We start from the raw sequence: 22,737 nt of genomic DNA on the forward strand, positions 1-22,737 counted from the left end.
GAGGTTGCCTTACTAGCGGAGCGCTTAGAGTTTTTTATGCCCAAGCTCATGGAGATGATGAAGCCTTGGCAATGGCTGCTGGCAATCTTTTTTTGGTCGCTATTTGTGGCAATCGTCGATCGGCATAGCGTGGTTAATGAGATGCAGTTTATTATCAAGTTTATGGCAAGATTCATTCAAACCAGCTTGGCCTTGATTCCTTCTTTTTATCTCATCGATTATTTACGTCCAGTTTTTAAAGGCTTACGCGTAACGACCGTCAGTATGTATGTTTTACTAATTTTGACCACTGCCACGGCGGTGACCGTCGCGTTGGCCTTGCTCATTATGATAAACGCTGGCTGGTTTAGCTATAACTTGGCGGACTTTATCTCAATCATTGTGTTTAATACGGTGATAGCCGCCGGATTTACCGTTGCCGCCTTGTTGTTTTTTTTAAGGCGTTATCGTGAGCTAAATGCGCTAAAGCACTCATTTGAGCAAAAATTGAGCGCCCAAAATGATGTGTTAAAAGCTCGCCTAGCACCGCATTTCTTTTTTAATACCATCAATACTTTGATGTCGCTAATTGAGTCTGAGCCGCAGCGCGCCGCTATTTTATTACAGCACGTCTCAGCGCTCTTTCGTGCCAGTTTTAATGGCGCGCGTGAGATCAGCTTTGAAGAAGAGATTGCCCTGTGTGAGCATTACTTGGCTATTGAATCCATCCGCTTGACAGATAAGTTGGTAATAAACTGGCAATTGCCAAAAGAAGACGTTATGTATGACATGGTGATTACGGCGTTAACCTTACAAAGCGTGATTGAAAAAATGCTAGTGAACGTCATTAGGATGACCACCGAAACCATTTATATTAATATAAAAGTCACTTGGTTGCAGCATCGGGTCGACATTACCATTAGCGTGCAGCTGCCGAAAAAAACCTTGTTGATTAACCATGACTTACGCCAACATATGGATTTTATGATTCAGGCGCAACGTCTGCGCGCCTATTTTGGTCAAAGTGCCGACATCCAAAGCAGTATAACGAATAAACAAATTCTTACTAATATTAGCTATCCGTTGCAAGATGTCAGTTTATAATCCTTTCTTTCTTCCTTTTTAAAACGTTTTCCCTAAAAATCTTTTCTCTAAATTGTAAGCGTCAGTCATTTATTGCAAAGCATTTATCGTGGCATATTTATTGCACCGTCTAAGCTGTTATGCAGGGCTAAAGCATTTAAACGTCAAAGTTAGATTCGTGGCTTGCACAAGTGCGGCAGTTGGTTTATAACTTAAGTAGGGAGCTGCATTCTTACTAAGGGATGAGTGTTAAAGATTGATAGGTTATTAATACTTTAAAAGATTGATAAGTAGGCACTTATAAAGGAGTTTGGATGCGGATTGTTGTTTGTGATGATGAGCCCTTAGCTCGCGAGCGTTTGGTTAGAATAGTCAAAGAGTCAGGTCATGAGGTGGTTGCCCAAGCAAAAACGGGCATAGAGGCCATTATCGCCGTAAAATCTGAGCAACCAGACATTATATTGCTCGACATTCGCATGCCAGAGATGGATGGCGTGGAGTGCGCGCAAGAGCTTGCAACGTTAAACCATCCACCCGCCATTATTTTTGTCACGGCGTATGACCATTATGCCATCGCGGCGCTCAAAGCCAACGCCATCGGTTATTTGTTAAAACCTGCCAATAAAGATGAATTACTAGAGGCGTTAAAAAAAGCCACCAATCTCAATGCGGCGCAATTAAACGAGATTCGCAAACTTGAGAATCCAACTGCGCGCCCAGTGCGCGAACATATCGTGGCGCGTACCCACCGCGGTGTAGAGCTGATTGAGCTCAAAGACATCTATTATTTTACCGCCGATCAAAAGTACGTCAAAGTACGCCACAAAGACGGCATTGTACTTATTGATGATACGTTAAAAGAGCTTGAGCAAGAATTTGAAGGCAAATTGTTTCGCGTCCATCGCAACGCCATTATCAATATTAAATATCTAGATTTTTTAGAAACACTCGATGCCGGACAGTTTCAGCTGCACTTTAAAGGTATTGATGAAACTTTAGCAGTCAGTCGCCGTCATCTACCAGCATTACGTGAAAAAATTCAGAATATGTAGCGACAAACTGTCTACAGGTAAACCATCCTAGAATGCACTAAGCGGCAAGCGCAGTAATCTGTTGAAATAATCCTGCCATATCATCAAACCCTTATTTATGCTTAAATAGGGGTATTTTTTTGTAGCATTCAGTTTAAAGACATTTAACGTTTATATTGAATGCTACATTCGCGTTATTGTAAAGATACTGAATCCTTCGTTGTTGAGCGACCGTTGTCGAGAGATTGTCGTTAAGTAACTGTTATTCAGCAACGCGATTTTATATCGAATCTATTGAGGCCTTTTATGAGCACCATGCAGCAACCTGCTTTGACTACCTTAAATATCGCCACCCGCCAAAGTCCATTGGCATTATGGCAAGCGGAGCACATTCGTGACCGCCTACTGACGCTGTATCCTGAGCTGACCATTAACCTGCTAAAAATTGTCACCAAAGGCGATAAGATTTTGGATACGCCGTTGGCAAAAATTGGTGGTAAGGGTTTGTTTGTTAAAGAGCTTGAGCAGGCGTTATATGATAAACAGGCAGATATCGCGGTACATTCTTTAAAAGACGTGCCGATGGAATTGCCAGAAGGCTTGACGCTTGGTGTTTATTGTAAACGCGCTTCGCCAACCGATGCCTTTGTATCGAATACTTATCATAATATCGATGAGTTACCACAGGGAGCAGTGGTTGGTACCGCAAGCTTGCGTCGTCAATGTCAAATCAAAGCCTATCGTCCCGATTTACAAATCAAGACCCTGCGCGGCAACGTTGGTACGCGTTTAGGTAAGCTCGATGCCGGCGAGTATGATGCTATTATCTTAGCAACCAGTGGTTTACAGCGTATCGAGCATGACGAGCGCATTCGTAGTGAGTTGGATATAGATGTTTGCTTGCCAGCTGTTGGTCAAGGAGCACTTGCGATTGAATGTCGCGAAGGTGATGACGAAGTGTTAAAACTGCTGGCACCGTTAAACGATGACAAAGCTCGTATCCGTCTTATCGCTGAGCGTGCGTTAAACCGTCATTTACAAGGCGGTTGCCAAGTGCCGATTGCCGCTTATGCTGTGTTACAAATGGCTGATGCAGACGACGATAGCAGTAGCAAAAACAATGGCCAAAACGGTAATAACGACAATGGTAATGTATTATGGCTACGCGGCCGCGTCGGTCAAGAAGACGGTAGCGAGCTACTCAAAGCTGATAAACGCTTGACCTTAACTGGCAATCAAGTCGAACAAGAAGCGCAAGCCAATCAGTTAGGTATTGATGTGGCTGAGATGCTACTAGCCATTGGTGCGGGTGATATTTTATCAGCGATTTATCAGTCTAAATAAAGCTTAAAATAAATCACCTTTAAGTGGCATAACAATAAAATGTCGCTAGCCATTTACGCATAAAGTCGCTGCAATGACTGTATGCGTAAGCTCACTTTTTAACTTCTGTCACGGTATGTTTATGTCTTGGTCATCCTCTGAGTCTACTGCTTCAAACCAAACCATTGATAAGCCAGCATCGTTGCGGCAAGTGGTCATCAATACGCGTCCAGTTGAACGTGCGGCGCCGCTGACCAATCATTTGCAGGCGGCAGGATTTTCAGTGGTTGATATACCGATGTTGTCCTTAGAGGCGCGGCCAACGACCGAGCAAGACATAGCATTGATGCGCCAATGGTTTGCCGGTGATTATCAGGCGCTTGTTATTGTAAGTCCGACAGCAGCAGCTTCTGGCTTAGCCGTTTGGCAGGCGCTTGAGCATGAACGCCAAGCTCAATTGGCTGAGGTAAATAATAGCGCGCAAAAGGACACTAGCTTTAAAGGTTTAAAAGCGCCAAGCCATCTGATAGCGGTAGGAGAGGCGACTGCAGCGGTATTAAATGAGGCCAAACTTGATGCGACGAATTATCAAGTATTGCAGCCTCTGATTGCTAATAATGAAGGTATGTTAGCGATGCCAGAAATTGACAGCCTGCAGGCTGGTGATAAGCTGTTGGTATGGCGCGGGCTTGGCGGGCGGCGTTTATTGGTCAATACCTTACAGGCGCGCGGTGTCCATATCGATAGCATCGCTTGGTATGAGCGCAAAATGCCCAATGATGCTATGGCGCAGTATAAAGAATGGTACGCCCAGTATCTTAGCCAACAGTCTGAGCAGCCAAAACCTATCGTGATTGTCAGTAGTGGCACAGCGTTTGAGCATTGGCAAGCGATTGTTACAGAGGTGTCAGCGCAGGATTTAGAAAAAAGAACAACTGCAGAAAAGCCAAACCATGCGCCATTGCTGCTCAACGATTTTGCTTATGTCGTACTAGGTGAGCGCTTAGCCAATATGGTTGCTAGTCAGGATTTAAGTTATTGGCGCGTGGAAGATTTGGCGCCTGAAACCATTGTTGCGGCAATCCATACACCGCTAGTTGGTTGCAGTTAAAAAACACTTCCTTTTCTCAAGCCATTTATTTTATATTTGCTTAAAAAATTATTCACCAACGGTGCTGCCTTATGTCCATGAATTCTGACTCGTTAGCTAAGGAGCCTTCTGCTATTCAGCAGCGCCGGCAAGCGAATATGTTTTTGGTGCGTTTACAATGGCTGGTCATATTATTGCTTATTGCTGCTCTGCTGTGGTTGTTTATTAGTCAACAGCGCTTTGAGCGCAGTATAAATGAGCGCTTGCAAAGTAATGAGCAAGTCGTCAGCCGCCTAAATGAGATGGACGATCGCATCTTTGCGATGAGTCAGCAGACGCTGCCAGAGCCGCGCGTTGCCGCTAGTAGCCAAGCGCAAAACCAGCTTGATTTATTGCGCATTCAGATACAGGCGGCCGATAGATTGTTGGCGGATAATAACGAGAGTGCGGCGATTGAGTTGTTGCGCGGTCTGCATTGGCAACTGTCTCAAAGCAGTAATGAGATTGCGCCTGCGCTTACCGTGGTAATCAAGCAAAGTTTGATGAAAGACATTGAACGCTTGCAAGCAAGAAGCTCGCAGCCGAGTCCTTGGCAGCTACAAAACTTAGCCATTCAAAATATCCAAGCGTTTTTGCATAGTTATGAGCGTCCTGCTCGTGCAACTGACGCGTCTAATACTAGCGCTAACGATGTCGGTGTCACCCGCAAAGAGCTTATCATTCATGAAGTGATTATGACTTTAAACCTTGCCAGTCAAGCAAGCAATATGCGTGAAAAAGATCAGCTGATTGGCTATCTGCGGCAAGCACGTAAACAGCTACAAACTCTAGTAGATACGTCTGCGTCAAAATCCGTTACCGATAATAAAAACGCTCAAACAACAAACAACGCAGCTTCTAAGCAAAATAGTAGTCAAACCAAATCTGCCCCTCATAATATCGCAGAAGTTGTCGACTGGTTAGATCGCCTGATTGCCACGGCGCCGCAGCCAACGTCATTATTGACCACGCAAATTTTAGATAAGCCTAAGCGTTAATTGTCGTTTTTGAAATTCTATAAAAAAATAAGAGAAATGCAGTGATGAGTGCTTTTGAACAACACCCAAACGTAAATAATAATAGCGTAGATGACAACCGTCCTAGCGAGCTAGCGCATTATCCAATCATTCATCAGCAGCCGATCCATTGGGGCGAGATGGATGCCTTTAATCATCTAAATAACGTGGTCTATTATCGTTATGCGGAGTCAGCACGGATTGGTTACCTGCAAGCGCTCGGTATGTTTGATGGCAGTATGGTGACGGTATTGGCGCAATCAAGCTGTCAGTATTTACGCCCGGTGACTTATCCCGATACGTTATTATTAGGCGTGCGTTGCCAGCGTTTGGGTAATACCAGTATTGTCATGGAATATAGCTATTATAGCTGCGCTCAAGAAGCGATTGTCGCGACCGCTGATGCCGTTATCGTCCGTTTAGACAGTGATGGTAAAGATAAATTGCCGTGGAGCAATGAGGAGCGTGAGCGTTTATTGGCACTAGAGGCAAAATTTAACCATACGCCCGAATTTTAAAAAATTTAAAAACTTTGAAAAGTCGGCCAAATTATTAAGTATCAATATCACTAAAATGTTACCGTTAAAAATAAAAAGGCACGCTAAATAATATTAGCGTGCCTTTTTTATGTTGCTGTATTTTTTAATTTCTAGGCTTTATTTTTGCTTAGGCGCATGAACAAAGTCTACTACGTTCAAATCAAAACCTGACAGCGCGTAAAACTTCATCGGTGACGACAGTAAGCGCATATCACGCACGCCCAAATGACGCAAAATCTGCGCGCCAACTCCGATACTACGATAAGGCTGCTGAGCGATGGTGGACATGGACTGATTTTCAGCCGCTTTATCCAGCGCCTCTCCCAAGTCAATCGGCTGATGATTGCCGATCCAAACCAACACGCCGCGCTCTGAATTGTTTATTTCTTCTAAGGCTGAGCGTACGCTCCAGCCGCTACGACCAGTGGTGTCGTTTTTCGCCGCAAACAAGTCACGTAAAGGATGGAAGCCATGTACACGAACGGTACTGATACCTTCGCTGACATCACCTTTTACCAAGGCTAAATGAGTTTCGTCTGCACCAAACTCGCGGAAGCGATGCAAGGTAAAGGTACCGTATTCGGTCTCAAACGGATGGGACTCAACCTCTTCGACCGTTTGCTCATTGGCAATCCGGTAGTTAATCAAATCGGCAATCGTCCCTATTTTAAGACCATGCTCTTTGGCAAATATCTCAAGGTCATCACGGCGCGCCATTGTGCCATCGTCTTTGATGATTTCAACGATAACGGCTGCTGGCTCTAACCCTGCTAGGCGAGCCAAATCACAACCTGCTTCGGTATGACCGGCACGGTGCAGGACACCGCCATTTTGTGCCATAATCGGGAAAATATGCCCAGGCTGGACGATATCTTCTGGTTTTGCTGAAGAAGACACTGCTGCTTGAATGGTACGAGCGCGGTCAGCGGCAGAAATACCTGTGGTCACGCCTTCAGCCGCTTCAATAGAAACGGTGAAGTTGGTGCTAAATTTTGCCTCGTTGCGGTCTGACATTAGCGGCAATGCCAGCTGTTGGCAGCGCGCTTCTGATAAGGTTAAGCAAACCAAACCACGCGCGTGGGTAATCATAAAGTTGATATCATCAGGGCGTACGTGGGTCGCGGCCATAATGATATCACCTTCGTTTTCGCGATCTTCGTCATCCATCAAGATGACCATTTTGCCAGCACGAATGTCTTCGATAATCTCAGGAATCGTATTTAAACTCATAGGAAGTCTCAATATTTTATTATGTATAGATGGGTTTGATGAGAAGGTTAAATTATTATTTGTCTATTGTAGCAGCAGAGGGCATCAAGCGCTGTGATAAAGCATGGCGTGGCTTAATAATAGAATAGCCCTAAAAATAACAGCATCATGCGATAAAATTGCTGCGCTCTATCGACTTGTATATATCATTATGAGGCCATTTTAACGCTTTTCACCCTGCTGTGCTGCGTCATCTTACCAATATGTCTATTAATCGCTTAAAAATAGCGATAAGTATTATCAATGATGCAAGCAAATATGCTGTTATTCGTTACTGGCCGCTTGGCTTTTTAGCCAGTCCATAAACTGCTTGCTGTGCTGCTCGCGCTGATTGTCCGCAAATTCATAAAAACTGGTGCCGACTAAATTGTTCGGCAGATAGCTTTGCGGATAATAATGATTGGGATAATTGTGCGGATATACATAACCTTCACCATAGCCCTGATTGCGCATCAATTTGGTCACGCCATTACGCAAATGTAGCGGTACAGGCGAGGCGTCTTTTTCTGCCAAGGCCATTGCCGCATTGATGGCTTTATAAGTGCTGTTACTTTTGGCGCTGGTCGCCAGATAAACCACCACTTGCCCCAAGATAATGCGCGCTTCTGGCATGCCGATAGACTGTACGCTACGCAGTGCAGCATCGGCAAGGAGTAGGGCATTTGGATTGGCATTACCAATATCTTCGCTGGCTAAAATCACCAAGCGCCGTGCGATAAAATCAGCAGGCTCACCGCCAACCAGCATTCGCGCCATCCAATATAGCGCCGCATCTGGGTCGGAGCCGCGTACAGATTTTATCATGGCCGAGATAATATCGTAATGCTGCTCGCCATCTTTATCGTAGCGTACCAGTGCCGTCTGAGCGACCCGAGCGACCAATTCATCATTGATAATTAATGGCGATTGTTTGCTATCTGCCGTTTGAATGGCAAGCTCTAATAGATTGAGCGCTTTTCTGGCATCACCGTGTGCCAATTGGCTAATCGTCTCTTGCGCCTGCAAATCAACTGTCAGGTTTTTAAGGATATTGTCTTCTAATAGCGCGCGCTGCAATACGGCGCTGATTTGCTCAGGTGTGAGCGGCTCTAGACGATACACTTGGCAGCGCGATAGCAGGGCGTTATTCACACTAAACGACGGGTTTTCAGTCGTCGCCCCAATTAACGTAATATCACCTGACTCTACCGCCCCAAGTAACGCATCTTGCTGCGCTTTGTTAAAGCGGTGAATCTCATCGATAAATACCACCGGCGATTCAAAACTTAACGAGTCTTTTGTTTCTAGCACTTCACGTAATTGCTTCACGCCCGTATTTAATGCCGATAACGCATGAAAAGGTCGGCCAACCGCATCAGCCAATAGCATCGCGATGGTGGTCTTCCCAATGCCTGCTTCGCCATGCAAAATAATCGATGGCAGGTGCCCTTGCTCAACCAAGCGCCGTAACGGTGCGCCTGCTGCTAACAGGTGCTCTTGTCCAATAATAGCGTCGAGCGTTTTTGGGCGCATGCGCTGAGCAAGGGGCGTATCGGCATGAAAATTGGGCGGCATAAAAATCTCTATTATCAATTAAACGACTGTTTTTTTTGTATTGTTGTGACTATAGCTAGGCTAACGCAGATTTACGTTAATAAAAGTCAGCTAAGTGTACAGCTTATGTCTTAAAGGCTTTGTTTTAAGCAATTTCGACCTTATTAATGGTTTATCAGTGATGACCAATCATGTTATGACAAATTATCAAATATAAAACGAGCAACCAATACGAGGTAAGACATTTATGCTGTCGCTATCTGCTTTCAAGCGTTTATTTAAACGCGCTGAGTCTCTTCGTGCTAGGCCTCTTAATGCTACCAAGCAGCGTTCGCGTCAGCTGGCGGCTGGAGAGATAGCACTGGCTCGTTCGGTGTTTGGTGATAGTATCCGGCTTGAGCAAGTTCAGCTAAAAACCGCATGCTGGGTACTAAAAAACTACGCTGTCAGTCCTAATGGTAATATTTATTTCCACCCAGCCGACTGGGTCACAGATTTTAGCCAATCATCATTGGGTAAGCAAAGCTGGCTTATTCATGAATTGACCCATGTGTGGCAATTGCAGCAAGGTCTTAAAGTCGTGCGCGGTGCTATGATTGATCGCCGCTATGATTATGTACTTGCCGCTGGCAAACCTTTTTTCAACTATGGTATTGAGCAGCAAGCACGCATGGTACAAGATTATTTTATCAGTCGGCAGCAAGGTCGCGATTGTCAGGGTTTTGAAAGTTGTATTCCATTTTTAGCGACAAAAAATCGATAAAAGCCATGACCATAATAGAACCCGCGACGAACATAAAACTCATGAGACATTTAAAGTTTAGTCTTTCTTTTATCCTATGATATTTATATGATGACTGAACCTTTTTATAATAACAAGCTGCTAAACATACAGACAAAATAAAGTAGCTAGTAGCCCCAGCATATAAGCGCACTGCTTTTAATAAGGATGAGAACTCGGATGTTTAAAAATTTGCTCGTAAAGCCTGATGGTGAGACTCATCATACCTATATAAATACAAGGTTGCTAAATGAAGCAATTATGCCGCCGCGTACGCGCTCCTTGCTAGCGGCCGCCATGACTGGAATTTTATTGCTAAGCGGCTGTCAGCAGCAAGCAGAAGCACCAGTAGCTGATAATAGTCAACCCAAAGAAAAAAACAGCGTAGAGGACAGTCAGCCGATGCGTAAAAGTGACTCCGCTGCTGCGCGCATAGAGCAATTTCAACCCTTGTATCTTGTGCAAGCGAAAAGTTTACAGCAGCGTCTACAAGCTGAATATGAATCGCTACAAGCGGCAGATGCCTCAGACAGTGGCAATGATTTGTTGCCAGATAATACCTCTGCTGCGTCAGTAGACAATGCTAAGCCGTCTAATACCCCTAATCCAGCTGCAAATACTAACGATTCTGAGCAAATAGCAAAATCAACTGCTACGAATTCAGCCGCTGATACGGACAATAGCAATAGTGAGTCAGACGTTAGCAATGACTCTGAAGTTGACGCTAATGCTACTACGGACGCGAATATTAATACCAGTACCGAGGTTGGCGAGCGCGATTTAACGGTGCTAAAACGTATCAGTCTTGAGCCGCGCAAACCTGTGATGTTGACAGATGAGCAGATTATAGAAAGCTATCAGCAAGCGATAGAGGCGCTTTATCAACCTGTGACTACGCCGCTTAGTGCAGAAGAGGTTGATACCTTGATTAACATTGCCACCTTGACGCCGCAGTTATTTGAACATGCAGAAATCGCTGGTCGACTAAGTGCAAAAAGTCCGGCGCTGGCGCGTTTGATTATCCAGCATCAGGTTTGGGAGCAAATAGAAGCCCAACAGGTCATGGATATGCAGCAAATGAAAATCGACCAACAGCAAGAGTTTGAGAGACTGATGGCAAAATTTAATGAAACCATCCAAGGTTATGATGAGCAAATTGCAAAATATGAGCAGACCTTAAAAGAATTTCAATAAAGCATAAGTAGTCATGATGTTATTAAATTTAGACCATAAAAAAATCCCGCTCAGTCGCGGGATTTTTTATGCTGCCAATAACAGCTTACTATTTGCGGTCTTCAACTTTAATGAAGTCGCGATGCGTTTCACCAGTATATAACTGACGTGGGCGACCGATTTTGAACGGAGCGCTGTGCATTTCTAACCAATGGCTGATCCAGCCAGAAGTACGCGCCAGTGAGAAGATGACGGTAAACATCGACGTTGGGATACCGATGGCTTTTAAGATAATGCCCGAGTAGAAATCAACGTTTGGATACAGGTTACGCTCAACGAAGTACGGGTCTTCTAAAGCGATTTTCTCAAGTGCCATAGCAAGCTCAAGCTTAGGATCATTGATACCCAATGCACCCAATACTTCATCGCAAGTCTCTTTCATGACTTGTGCGCGTGGGTCAAAGTTTTTGTAAACACGGTGACCAAAGCCCATCAGTTTTACTTCACGGCTTTTCACTTTTTCCATAAATTCAGGAACGTTTTCTACCGAACCAATCTCATCTAGCATCTCAAGGACAGCTTCGTTAGCGCCGCCATGTGATGGACCCCAAAGGGCAGCGATACCGGCAGCGATACACGCATAAGGGTTAGCACCAGTAGAGCCTGCTAGACGTACCGTAGAGGTTGAAGCGTTTTGCTCGTGGTCAGCATGCAAAGTAAAGATTTTGTCCATCGCGCGAGTAATCACGTCATTGGTTTCGTAGTCAACATCAGCAGGGGTTGCAAACATCATGTATAAGAAGTTTTCTGCGTAATTGAAATCATTACGTGGATACATGAACGGTTCGCCTTGCGAGTATTTATAACTCATTGCTGCAAGCGTTGGCATTTTAGCGATTAGACGGATAGCGGTGATTTCACGGTGTGCTTCGTTGCTGACGTCTAAGTTGTCATGATAAAACGCGGATAAAGCACCAACGACACCAACCATAATCGCCATTGGATGCGCGTCACGGCGGAAACCTTCAAAGAATTTACGTAATTGGTCATGAACACCCGTATGTTTACGAACCTTTTCATAGAAATCTGCTTTTTGCTCAGCATTTGGTAGATCACCATGAATCAGTGCATACGCCACTTCTAAGTATTCAGCATTGTTTGCTAACTGGTCGATAGGGTAGCCACGGTGTAATAACTCACCTTTACCGCCATCAATGTAAGTAATCTTAGATTCAACAGGAGCGGTTACTTTAAAACCTGGGTCATAAGACCAAAAGCCTGAATCTTGTAGAGCAGCAATATCGATAACTGGACGCCCTAAAGTACCTTCAATAATAGGAAATTCGTATTCTTTACCATTTACGCTTAATTTGGCATTGTTGTCAGCCATAAACTGCTCTCCATTGTTTTTAACTTGTTGGAATAAAATTATATCGACGCATACCCTCGCGTCTTCACTTGTTAAACGGTCAAAAAATTCTAACCCATTTAATATGCAGGCTATATTAGCAGTAATTACTGAGGTTTTGAAAAGACTTTTAGCAGTAATGTCTGTAATAGGTGTGCATTAGTCGTACTAAACGACTGTAAACTTTGTATCAAAATATGTCTATTTGGTAAATTAACCGCATGTCTGCTGTTTACTTCTAAAGTAATGATTCTCATTAACATTATAAAAATTAACACCTTATCGTAAAATAAACACTTTTACTATTTGCCTCAATGGACCATGCGATAGACAGAGTATGAGTAGCCGACAGATTGTTTGGGGTCAAAAGGTGATTCTGACACACCAATACTAATAAATTCGTCTTACCAATAGCTAGCTTTTTGTTAAATAATCACCGATAACCACTATTTAGGGGATAAATTTGTAATTATGACGCAGTCATTTTATAATTGGAGGGATTTAACTGGCACTAGCTTTGCGCAAATGGATAGGTTGCTCTGATAAAACTATTGGTAAAGCCCAGCTTTACTGAGACTTTTTGATGATTGACTGTTCGGTTAATAGACCAAGACCCGACTTATCGTTTAAATATTCTTGTTAACTGTTCTATTTTTAAATAGTCAACAGTGAAGTTTGCCTTAATAAAAGATGATACTCTACAGACGATATTATGGCGTTATCTTTTTTGTTGATGCAACGTCGTAAAAATAGAATAGTTAATCGATTTATCCCACATTATGAACTCCATGTAACTTCTTTATTTTGCATAAAGGGTGTGAATGATTTGTCATAAAAAGGGATTGTCACTTCAGTGAGCGATAGGGAAGTCTATAACCACTTTATAAATGGAAACTACCCAAATAGCAACTAAATAAACAGTCGCTATGGGCATAGATTTTATTTATAGATTTTATCTGAACGTCAGATAAATAAGACTTATCGACCTTGCATATTTAGCGCAAATGAAACGACGTCAGCTAGCCCTTCCTTACTTTATTCATCTCATGTGTTGCTTGCCGCTTGTAGAATAGTATTGATAAATAGTATTCATATAATGCGTTGATAGCTGATACAGGAGTATAACCGCAAAAAGGATGCCCGCTGTGAAAAGCAACCGACCTATTAATCTGCCCTTAAGCCAAGTAATTAGCGTTAACCGCTCACCGATTGCAATTGCTTCTATCTTGCATCGTATCTCTGGCATTGTTTTATTTCTACTTATCCCAGTCATGCTGTGGTTATTACAGAATTCTTTGGCATCGCCTGAGAGTTTTGAAACCGTGTTTGACAATGTCTTTATTCGCTTTTTAGCGTGGATTTTCGTCGCCGCCATTGCTTATCACTTCGTGATGGGCGTGAAGCATTTATTTGCTGATAATGGTCAAAATGAAGAGCTACAATCGGCGCGTATGGCGTCTGTTGTCAGCTTAGTGATTGCAGCGATTTTAATTGTCGCGTCATTTGTATGGGTGATGTTCTAATGATAAAAAATGATTCAGGAATCAAAAGCGCCACCGGTCTAACAAGCTCAGGTACCCGTGATTGGATGGTCCAGCGTATCAGTGCAGTCATTCTAGCCGTCTACAGTGTGGTGTTGCTGGGCTTTTTCTTAACCCATGGCAATGTAACCTTCATTGAATGGTCTGATTTTATGACCAGTTTACCGATGCGTCTGTTCAGCTTGTTGGCTATTTTGGCATTGGCTGGTCACGCGTGGGTCGGTATGTGGACGGTATTTACCGACTATATTACCTCTGGCAAAATGGGTGAAAGCGCGCCTAAACTGCGTTTATTTTTACAAACATTGATGATTATCGCTATTTTAGTCTTCCTATTTTGGGGCATTATGATTTTTTGGGGTAACGGCTTCGGTGTTGTTGCTGTTTAACTTTTTATCATACCGGTAAATATTTATTCATCGGCTATTTATAAGCGTAGTATTAGCAGCCATATATCGATGAATAATAACGGATGAATCTAACCGCCTTTATAGCCTTACTGATTTAAAAGCGTTTAGACGAAAAAATCCGTTAGTAGCCAAAATAGACAGAGCCAATCATAGCGTTGGGTATTTCTCAATTTAACTTATCACTGATACCAGTGCATTATTAAGCAGTTGCATGACAGTTAGACCGATAGTTAAATAAACAGATAAGCCCAATATAACGATAGATATGCAATTTAAGTGGTCAAAAGGTATTGATAGCAGATTTTGATGGTTGAAATTATTGTCAGTAGCGTGAGCGCAAATATTAGCCGACGTTGCCGCATGATAAGACAGAAACCAGCATAGACATCAGCCTTTTTATTTACTTCTAAGCATTAACAGGCATTAGGAAAACCGTAATGGCAACTAGACAAGATAATACCATTAGCAATATTAAAACCCTGAACTATGACGCGGTCATCGTTGGTGGCGGCGGCTCAGGTATGCGTGCTTCATTGCATTTGGCCGAAGCGGGCATGAAGGTTGCAGTCTTGACCAAAGTATTCCCAACCCGTTCGCACACGGTTGCAGCGCAGGGCGGTATCGGCGCAAGTTTGGGTAACATGAGTAATGACAACTGGCACTTTCACTTTTATGATACCGTGAAAGGGTCAGATTGGTTAGGTGACCAAGACGCCATTGAGTACATGTGCCGTGAAGCGCCGAAAGTAGTATATGAGCTTGAACACATGGGTATGCCTTTTGACCGTAACGAAGATGGCACCATTTATCAGCGTCCATTTGGCGGTCATACCTCAAACTATGGCGAAAAAGCTGTACAACGTGCTTGTGCTGCTGCTGACCGTACGGGTCACGCGCTATTGCATACGCTTTATCAGAAAAACTTGCAGCAAGGTACAGAGTTCTTTATCGAGTGGATCGCGCTTGATTTGATCAAAGATGAGGCCGGTAACATCAATGGCGTTATCGCGCTTGAGCAAGAAACCGGTACGGTTGCGGTATTCCAATCACCAATCACTGTATTAGCGACAGGCGGTGCTGGTCGTATCTTTGCGGCTTCTACCAATGCTTATATCAATACGGGTGACGGTATTGGCATGGCGGTTCGTGCAGGTATTCCATTGCAAGATATGGAATTCTGGCAGTTCCACCCAACGGGCGTTCATGGTGCTGGCGTACTATTGACCGAAGGTTGCCGCGGTGAAGGCGCTATCTTACGTAATAAAGATGGCGAAGCGTTTATGGAGCGTTATGCGCCCACCGTGAAAGACTTGGCACCACGTGACTTGGTATCACGCTCAATGGACCAAGAAATCAAAGAAGGTCGCGGCTGTGGTCCAAACGCTGACCATATCGTGATGGATATGACCCATTTGGGTGTTGAAACCATCATGAAGCGTCTGCCATCAGTATTCGAGATTGGTAAAAACTTCGCCAACGTCGATATCACTAAAGAGCCAATTCCAGTTATCCCAACCATTCACTATATGATGGGTGGTATTCCAACCACGATTCATGGTCAAGTGATTGTACCGGATCTAGAAGCGGGTACCGATGAAGACGGTCTATATGCCAAAGGCAACGTCGTTAAAGGTCTTTATGCAATCGGTGAGTGTGCGTGCGTTAGTGTGCATGGTGCCAACCGTTTAGGTACCAACTCGCTACTTGATTTATTGGTCTTTGGTCGCGCTGCTGGTAAGCATATCGTTGATGAATTCCATCATGCTGACCATAACTACAAGCCGCTTGATCCACACGTGCTTGATTTCACTGTGCGTCGTTTGGACAAATTGCAACAATCAACTTCAGGCTACAATGCGCAAGACGTGGCTGACGAGATTCGCGCCATTATGCAAAAGCATGCCAGTGTATTCCGTACGCAGGCGATGATGGATGAAGGTGTTAAGCAAATTCTAGCGCTTGCTGATAAAATCGACCAAATCCATTTGGCTGATAAATCACAAGTATTTAATACCGCGCGTATCGAAGCGTTTGAAGTAGCAAACTTGTATGAAGTGGCAAAAGCGACGATGATATCGGCCGCTAACCGTCATGAAAGCCGCGGCGCGCACAGTGTGTCTGACTACGATCGCCCAGAAGATGATGATTATGCACCAAACGGCCGTAACGATAATGATTGGATGAAGCATACCCTATGGTATTCTGAAGGCAATCGTATTATCTATAAGCCTGTACGTAAAGTGCCATTGACGGTCGATTATGTCGAGCCAAAAGTTCGCGTTTATTAATTCTAGCCCTTGTAGTTTTGAGCTTACAGTTTTGTATATACATAGAATTAACGTTTTATCCCTTATTTAATAAAAGGTGAGCGCCAGCGATAAGCTTTTATCAGTGCTATGAAATAGTCATACTAGCGCTGATAAATAGCAGTCTTTAGACTGTACGCTTGTTAGCCTGCATCACCAATGTGTGGAGTTTAGCATTATGAGCCGAGGTACTCGCACCATCGAAATCTATCGCTACGATCCTGATGTGGACGCAGCGCCGCGCATGCAAACTTATACGATTGAGTTGTTAGATTCAGATCGTATGTTGCTTGACGTGTTATTACGCCTGAAAAAAGAAGACGAAACCCTTACTTTCCGTCGCTCGTGCCGTGAAGGCATTTGCGGTTCAGATGGCATGAATATAAATGGTAAAAATGGTCTAGCCTGTCTGATTAACATGAACACCTTGCCTGAAAAAGTAACGGTTCGTCCGTTACCAGGTTTGCCAGTGGTTCGTGATTTGGTCGTCGACATGAACCAATTTTATGAGCAATACGAAAAAGTTCATCCGTTCTTAATCAATGACCAGCCAGCGCCAGCAACCGAGCGTTTGCAGTCACCTGAACAGCGTGAAAAATTGAACGGTTTGTATGAGTGTATTTTATGTGCGTGCTGTTCAACCAGCTGCCCATCATTCTGGTGGAACCCTGATAAGTTCTTAGGTCCAGCAGCACTATTGAATGCCAACCGTTTCGTTTCTGACAGCCGCGATACTGATATTCGTGCTCGTCTAGCGCGTTTAGAAGACCCATTCAGCTTATTCCGTTGTCGCGGTATCATGAATTGCGTGTCAGTATGTCCAAAAGGCCTAAATCCAACCAAAGCCATCGGTCATCTGCGCAATTTACTGATAGATCAAGCAGGTTAGTCTACCATTTATTGGTAATTAGCTTTATAATAGCGCTGTTAAAAAAACACCACCTCTCATTAGGTGGTGTTTTTTATTCAAGGTTATCAGTATTAAACTGTCAGTTATAAAGCTAGCATCACAAAACTGATATTTTAAAAGCTATTGTTGATGGGCAGTGGTGCGTCAGTCAATGAAAGTAAGGCTGTATTAACAATACGTTGCTTGTATGTAAGAGGGCATGCTATATCGTGCGCATGTCTATATAATTGATTATAACCGTATATTTTCACGCAGATTCATTTAATGGTAGTGATTAACCATAAATGTTTATATCGCTCAAAATCTATAGAAATGCAAAAAGCAGGCTATAAATTTAGCTAAATTTGTTCAAATAAAAGTTAACTAGTTGCGAGGAATGATAGTTGATATTCATTTCGTAAATACCTAGTATTGAACAAACAAACTATGGCGTGGTAGGCAGGCATGTTACCCTATACAGCACTATATCTTTGGCGTAATATCGCCTATATTTTTCTACCATAGCAAGCCACTTCAGCGAAAATAGCCAATTAAAAGGCTAACTGAAGACAAAATTTTTTGAGTAAAACCATGCTATTAATAATTTAGTTATAGTTGCAAGCATTATATATAAATTAATGTTGTCAAACGAGCCACTAAAGAAAACCGACCGTTCACAAATAATTTTAATAGTAAACGTGGTATTGCAATTATCTTTTTTATAACGAGATAGCTTGGGTAGGATGTTTTTAATTGACCAGAAGCGGTAACTTATAGATATGGTTAATAAAAAGATAATGTTAAGACAAGTTTTAACGGTAAAAAGCGACGATTGATGTCGCTAACCTATAACGAACAACACAATAATAAGCACGATTCCATTCATTTATCTATCAAATAGACGATTATTATGAATAGTATAACTAAAGAAACTGCGAGCCTAGATCATACTGAACTGGCTGCCGACAATGCTCAATATATCGAAGCGCTCTATGAGCAATATCTAGATGATCCTAGTAGTGTTGATAACGATTGGCAGGCGTATTTTGAACAATACAAGACGCCAAATGATGCCAAGCACAATGCTATTAAAGATCAGTTCTTGTTGCTTGCGCGCAATCAAACGGCGAACAAAGTAAATACTGACACCTCTGGCTCACAAGCTGGCGATTCAAACTGTGCTGACCCAAAACAAATGGGCGTGCAGCAGCTGATTTCAGCCTATCGCCGCCGTGGTCATCGCCGCGCTAAGCTTGACCCATTAGATTTGCATCCACGTGCAGAAGTGGAAGATTTAACCCTTGCTTATCACAATCTTTCTGAAGCCGACCTTGATACCGTATTCCCAACCAATGATTTAAATATTGGTAAAGATGAAGCGACGCTACGTGAAATCATCGAGATCATGGAGCGCGTCTACTGCCGTTATATCGGTACGGAGTATATGCACGTGACCACCAGCACCGAAAAGCGCTGGATGGAAAAATACCTAGAAACCAATCTAGGTTATATCGAGTTTGATAAAGAAAAACGTCTCTCAATCCTTGAGCGTTTAACCGCTGCCGAAGGCTTAGAAAAATATTTGGCTCGTAAATATACGGGTGTTAAGCGTTTTGGTCTAGAAGGTGGTGAGAGTTTTATTCCTGCTATCAATGAAATCATCCAACGTGCTGGCGGTTATGGCACTAAAGAGATGGTGATTGGTATGGCTCACCGTGGTCGTTTAAACTTGTTGGTTAATATCTTGGGTAAAAACCCTGCCGATTTATTTGATGAGTTCGATGGTAAAGTGCAGCCAGAAAAAGGCTCAGGTGACGTTAAATATCACAATGGTTTTTCATCGAACGTGATGACACCGGGCGGTGAGGCGCATTTGGCATTGGCGTTTAACCCATCGCATCTTGAGATTGTCGCACCAGTATTGCAAGGTTCGGTACGCGCGCGTCAAGTTCGCCGTAATGACCAACCCCTACAAGATAATAAAACAGGCAACTCTGTACTACCGATTGTTATTCATGGCGATGCGGCATTTGCAGGCCAAGGTGTGGTGCAAGAAACTTTCCAAATGTCACAAACCCGCGCTTATACCACGGGCGGTACAGTACATATTGTTATTAATAACCAAGTTGGTTTTACCACCAGCCGTCAAGAAGATGCGCGCTCAACTGAGTATTGTACTGATGTTGCCAAAATGGTGCACGCACCTATCTTGCACGTAAACGGTGACGATCCTGAATCAGTAGTTTTCGCGGCACAATTGGCATTAGATTACCGTCATGAGTTTGATAAAGACATTATCATTGACTTATTCTGCTATCGCCGTAACGGTCATAACGAAGCCGATGAGCCATCAGCGACTCAGCCATTAATGTACGCAGTGATTAAAAAATTACCAACCACTCGCACTATCTACGCACAGCAACTGATCAAAGCCGGCGTGTTAAGCGAGAGTGAAGCTCAGCAGTACGAAGATGAATATCGTGAGTCGTTGGACCGCGGTGAATACGTTGCCAGCTCTCTAGTGAGTCAGCCTAACGAAGAGCTCTTCGTTGATTGGAAGCCTTACTTAGGCCATGATTTGGTTGACGATTGGGATACCAGCGTCGATATCGAAGTGCTAAAAGGCTATGGTCGCCGTATGGCAGAAATGCCAGAAGGTTACAAGCTACAACGCCAAGTACAAAAAATGGTCGAACAGCGTCTAGCCATGCAAACAGGCGAAGAGCCACTTAACTGGGGCGCCGCTGAAACTCTAGCCTATGCATCATTGGTTGACCATGACAATGTCTTGGTACGTATTACTGGTGAAGACGTTGGCCGTGGTACGTTCTCGCATCGTCACAGTGAAATCTATAACGTCAATGACGGCAGCATGTATGTGCCCCTTTCACATATCAGTGAGACGCAAGCACGCTTTGCTACTTACAACTCACTGTTATCAGAAGAAGCGGTACTAGCCTTCGAATATGGTTACGCAACGACCGTGCCGAATGCGCTAATCGTTTGGGAAGCACAGTTTGGTGACTTCGTGAACGGTGCACAAGTGGTGATTGACCAATTTATCTCAAGTGGTGAGACTAAGTGGCAGCGCGTTTGTGGTTTAACCATGTTATTACCACATGGCTTTGAAGGTCAAGGCCCTGAGCATTCATCTGCTCGTCTTGAACGTTTCTTGCAGTTATGTGCTGAAGACAACATGCAAGTAATTACGCCAACGACACCAGCGCAAATCTATCATGCCCTACGTCGTCAAGCGGTACGTCCGATTCGTAAGCCATTAATCGTCATGTCACCGAAGAGTTTACTACGTCACAAATTAGCAACTTCAACTCTTGAAGAGCTGGCGAACGGCAAGTTTGAGACAGTATTGCCAGAGATCGATCAGCAAAATCCGGACAACGTAACGCGTATGGTGCTGTGCGGTGGTAAAGTTTACTATGACTTATTAGAACAACGCCGTGCGCTAGGTTTAGATCACGTAGCGATTGTGCGTATCGAGCAGCTATACCCATTACCAGAAGAGCGTTTGATTGCTGAGATTGAAAAATATAGTAACTTAGCTGAGATTGTTTGGACGCAAGAAGAGCCACTTAACCAAGGTGCTTGGTACTATTTAGCGCCGCATATGTTCCGCATTGTTGTGCCGCATCCAACCAAGGCAAAAGTCATGGAGCCAGTTGCGCGTCCTGCTAGTGCGGCGCCAGCGACAGGATCTCCAAAACTACATGTTCAGCAGCAGCAAGCGCTTATTGCTGGTGGTCTTGGTATCAGTGTGGATGAGCTATCTAAATAGTAGTTGGCTTAAGCAACAGATTATATAAGATACACGAATCAGGCGATAACAGTCCGTACCGCTATTACCATTAAAGTAAGACGATTGAGAATGGTATTGACTGCCTATCACGACTTAATAATAAAGAGTAATATCAATATCTAAGGAGTATATCGATGGCTGAAATTAAAGCCCCCGTTTTTCCAGAATCGGTTGCCGATGGCACCCTCGTGGAATGGCATGTCACTGAAGGTCAAGAAGTTAGCCGCGACGACTTATTGGCTGAAATCGAAACTGATAAAGTAGTATTAGAAGTGGTTGCACCTGATAACGGTGTGGTTACCAAAATCGTTAAGCAAGTTGACGATACAGTTTTGTCAGACGAGCTAATCGCCGAGTTTGAAGCTGGTGCTAGCGGTAGTTCTGCTGGTGGTAGCAGCGATAGCGCGGATGAGCCTGCAGTTGACCCAGACCAACCAGCAGCGCCAGTACAGCCGAAACAAGCTACCGATGGCGGTGAGCCAGTCCAAGCCACAGATAAAAAAGACGAAGCGGATCATAAAGACCAAAGCCCTGCGGTACGAAAAGCGGCGAAAGAATCTGGCGTTGATCCTAAAAACGTCGAAGGTAGTGGCCGCGGTGGTCGTGTAACCAAAACCGACATGGCAAACCCAACGCTAAAAGCTGATAGCTCTATCAAATCTGATAGCGGTCGTCCAGTTGCTGAATCAACCGGTGAGCGTACTGAAAAACGCGTACCAATGACGCGTTTACGTAAGACAGTTGCTAACCGTCTACTGGCTGCCTCACAAGAAACAGCGATGCTAACCACGTTTAACGAAGTCAACATGAAACCGTTGATGGATATGCGTGCTAAGTATAAAGAGCAATTTGAAAAGCGTCATGGCGTACGTCTAGGCTTTATGTCATTGTTTATTAAAGCGGCGACTGAAGCACTAAAACGCTTCCCAGCGGTTAACGCTTCTCTAGACGGCGATGACATCGTTTATCACGGCTACTATGATATCGGTGTTGCCGTATCTTCAGATCGTGGTTTGGTCGTTCCTGTATTGCGTGATACCGACCGCATGAGCATGTCTGATGTTGAAGCTAAGATTCGTGAGTTTGGTGGTAAAGCACAACAAGGTAAACTTGGTCTTGATGACATGACTGGCGGTACGTTCACCATTTCAAACGGCGGCGTCTTTGGTTCACTCATGTCAACGCCTATCTTGAATCCACCACAAACTGCTATCTTAGGTATGCACGCTATCAACGATCGCCCAATGGCAGTCGACGGTAAAGTTGAAATTTTACCAATGATGTACCTAGCACTATCATATGATCACCGTATGATTGACGGCAAAGAAGCGGTACAGTTCTTAGTTACTATCAAAGAGTTGGTCGAAGATCCAACCATGCTACTCCTAGACCTGTAAGCTTTTAAGCTTGTATCGGTAACCACTGATACAAGCTTTTTCACTTTGGACGAGGTGTTTGTGGTTTATTGTCAAATAAATACGACTTTTTTTGTGGTGTATTAACGACAGAATGA

At 43.8% G+C, this 22,737-nt stretch carries 17 protein-coding genes; 14 read left to right on the forward strand and 3 right to left on the reverse strand.

All coding sequences use genetic code 11. From position 1 onward, the window contains the following. Positions 1–36: 36 nt before the first annotated feature. The 6 genes from ACPEGP_RS09745 (at position 37) to ACPEGP_RS09770 (ending at position 6,079) form a co-directional block, all read left to right on the forward strand. On the forward strand, positions 37–1,083 hold the full coding sequence (locus ACPEGP_RS09745; protein ID WP_423813281.1) for a histidine kinase: 1,047 nt from the start codon (positions 37–39) through the stop codon (positions 1,081–1,083). Between the two features lie 293 nt (positions 1,084–1,376). Further along, complete coding sequence (locus ACPEGP_RS09750) at positions 1,377–2,114, forward strand: LytR/AlgR family response regulator transcription factor (protein ID WP_068407854.1); 738 nt, start codon at positions 1,377–1,379, stop codon at positions 2,112–2,114. 285 nt (positions 2,115–2,399) lie between these two features. Further along, positions 2,400–3,437, forward strand: a complete 1,038-nt coding sequence (gene hemC / locus ACPEGP_RS09755) for a hydroxymethylbilane synthase (protein ID WP_423813282.1) — start codon at positions 2,400–2,402, stop codon at positions 3,435–3,437. A gap of 121 nt (positions 3,438–3,558) precedes the next feature. Continuing rightward, positions 3,559–4,527 carry a uroporphyrinogen-III synthase gene (locus ACPEGP_RS09760; protein WP_423813283.1) on the forward strand — a complete coding sequence of 323 codons (969 nt, stop codon included), beginning with the start codon at positions 3,559–3,561 and terminating at the stop codon, positions 4,525–4,527. A gap of 71 nt (positions 4,528–4,598) precedes the next feature. Continuing rightward, positions 4,599–5,543, forward strand: a complete 945-nt coding sequence (locus ACPEGP_RS09765; protein WP_423813284.1) for a hypothetical protein — start codon at positions 4,599–4,601, stop codon at positions 5,541–5,543. Between the two features lie 44 nt (positions 5,544–5,587). Next, a complete protein-coding gene (locus tag ACPEGP_RS09770; protein ID WP_423813285.1) occupies positions 5,588–6,079 on the forward strand; it encodes an acyl-CoA thioesterase in 492 nt (163 codons plus the stop codon). Between the two features lie 138 nt (positions 6,080–6,217). Here ACPEGP_RS09770 and ribBA read toward each other — a convergent pair whose 3' ends face one another. Together ribBA and ACPEGP_RS09780 are read right to left on the reverse strand one after the other, a co-directional pair. Beyond that, entirely contained in the window at positions 6,218–7,330 is a 1,113-nt protein-coding gene (gene ribBA / locus ACPEGP_RS09775) for a bifunctional 3,4-dihydroxy-2-butanone-4-phosphate synthase/GTP cyclohydrolase II (RefSeq protein WP_200663061.1), read from the reverse strand. Between the two features lie 303 nt (positions 7,331–7,633). Continuing rightward, positions 7,634–8,923, reverse strand: a complete 1,290-nt coding sequence (locus ACPEGP_RS09780) for a replication-associated recombination protein A (protein ID WP_423813286.1) — start codon at positions 8,921–8,923, stop codon at positions 7,634–7,636. A gap of 229 nt (positions 8,924–9,152) precedes the next feature. Between ACPEGP_RS09780 and ACPEGP_RS09785 the strand changes: the two genes are divergently transcribed. Both ACPEGP_RS09785 and ACPEGP_RS09790 read left to right on the forward strand, forming a co-directional pair. Then, positions 9,153–9,665, forward strand: a complete 513-nt coding sequence (locus ACPEGP_RS09785; protein ID WP_423814276.1) for a type IV secretion protein Rhs — start codon at positions 9,153–9,155, stop codon at positions 9,663–9,665. Positions 9,666–9,944: 279 nt separating this feature from the next. Then, on the forward strand, positions 9,945–10,877 hold the full coding sequence (locus tag ACPEGP_RS09790; RefSeq protein ID WP_423813287.1) for a hypothetical protein: 933 nt from the start codon (positions 9,945–9,947) through the stop codon (positions 10,875–10,877). An 88-nt stretch (positions 10,878–10,965) separates the two neighbouring features. Here ACPEGP_RS09790 and gltA read toward each other — a convergent pair whose 3' ends face one another. Further along, positions 10,966–12,246, reverse strand: a complete 1,281-nt coding sequence (gene gltA / locus ACPEGP_RS09795) for a citrate synthase (protein WP_191691304.1) — start codon at positions 12,244–12,246, stop codon at positions 10,966–10,968. Between the two features lie 1,154 nt (positions 12,247–13,400). Here gltA and sdhC point away from each other — a divergent pair. The 6 genes from sdhC (at position 13,401) to odhB (ending at position 22,621) form a co-directional block, all read left to right on the forward strand. Next, positions 13,401–13,787, forward strand: coding sequence for a succinate dehydrogenase, cytochrome b556 subunit (sdhC, locus tag ACPEGP_RS09800; protein WP_082894375.1), 387 nt, complete (start codon positions 13,401–13,403; stop codon positions 13,785–13,787). Positions 13,788–13,789: 2 nt separating this feature from the next. Next, complete coding sequence (gene sdhD, locus ACPEGP_RS09805) at positions 13,790–14,194, forward strand: succinate dehydrogenase, hydrophobic membrane anchor protein (RefSeq protein ID WP_102077800.1); 405 nt, start codon at positions 13,790–13,792, stop codon at positions 14,192–14,194. Positions 14,195–14,652: 458 nt separating this feature from the next. Continuing rightward, positions 14,653–16,503 (forward strand): succinate dehydrogenase flavoprotein subunit, encoded by a 1,851-nt coding sequence (sdhA, locus tag ACPEGP_RS09810; RefSeq protein WP_286796445.1) that lies wholly within the window; start codon positions 14,653–14,655, stop codon positions 16,501–16,503. 196 nt (positions 16,504–16,699) lie between these two features. Continuing rightward, positions 16,700–17,410 (forward strand): succinate dehydrogenase iron-sulfur subunit, encoded by a 711-nt coding sequence (locus ACPEGP_RS09815; RefSeq protein ID WP_289048337.1) that lies wholly within the window; start codon positions 16,700–16,702, stop codon positions 17,408–17,410. 910 nt (positions 17,411–18,320) lie between these two features. Next, on the forward strand, positions 18,321–21,203 hold the full coding sequence (locus ACPEGP_RS09820; RefSeq protein ID WP_238059969.1) for a 2-oxoglutarate dehydrogenase E1 component: 2,883 nt from the start codon (positions 18,321–18,323) through the stop codon (positions 21,201–21,203). A 155-nt stretch (positions 21,204–21,358) separates the two neighbouring features. After that, a complete protein-coding gene (odhB, locus tag ACPEGP_RS09825) occupies positions 21,359–22,621 on the forward strand; it encodes a 2-oxoglutarate dehydrogenase complex dihydrolipoyllysine-residue succinyltransferase (RefSeq protein ID WP_144296828.1) in 1,263 nt (420 codons plus the stop codon). Positions 22,622–22,737: the final 116 nt, after the last annotated feature.

The organism is Psychrobacter sp. 219-2-C (assembly GCF_049560815.1).
Lineage (GTDB): Bacteria > Pseudomonadota > Gammaproteobacteria > Pseudomonadales > Moraxellaceae > Psychrobacter > Psychrobacter faecalis.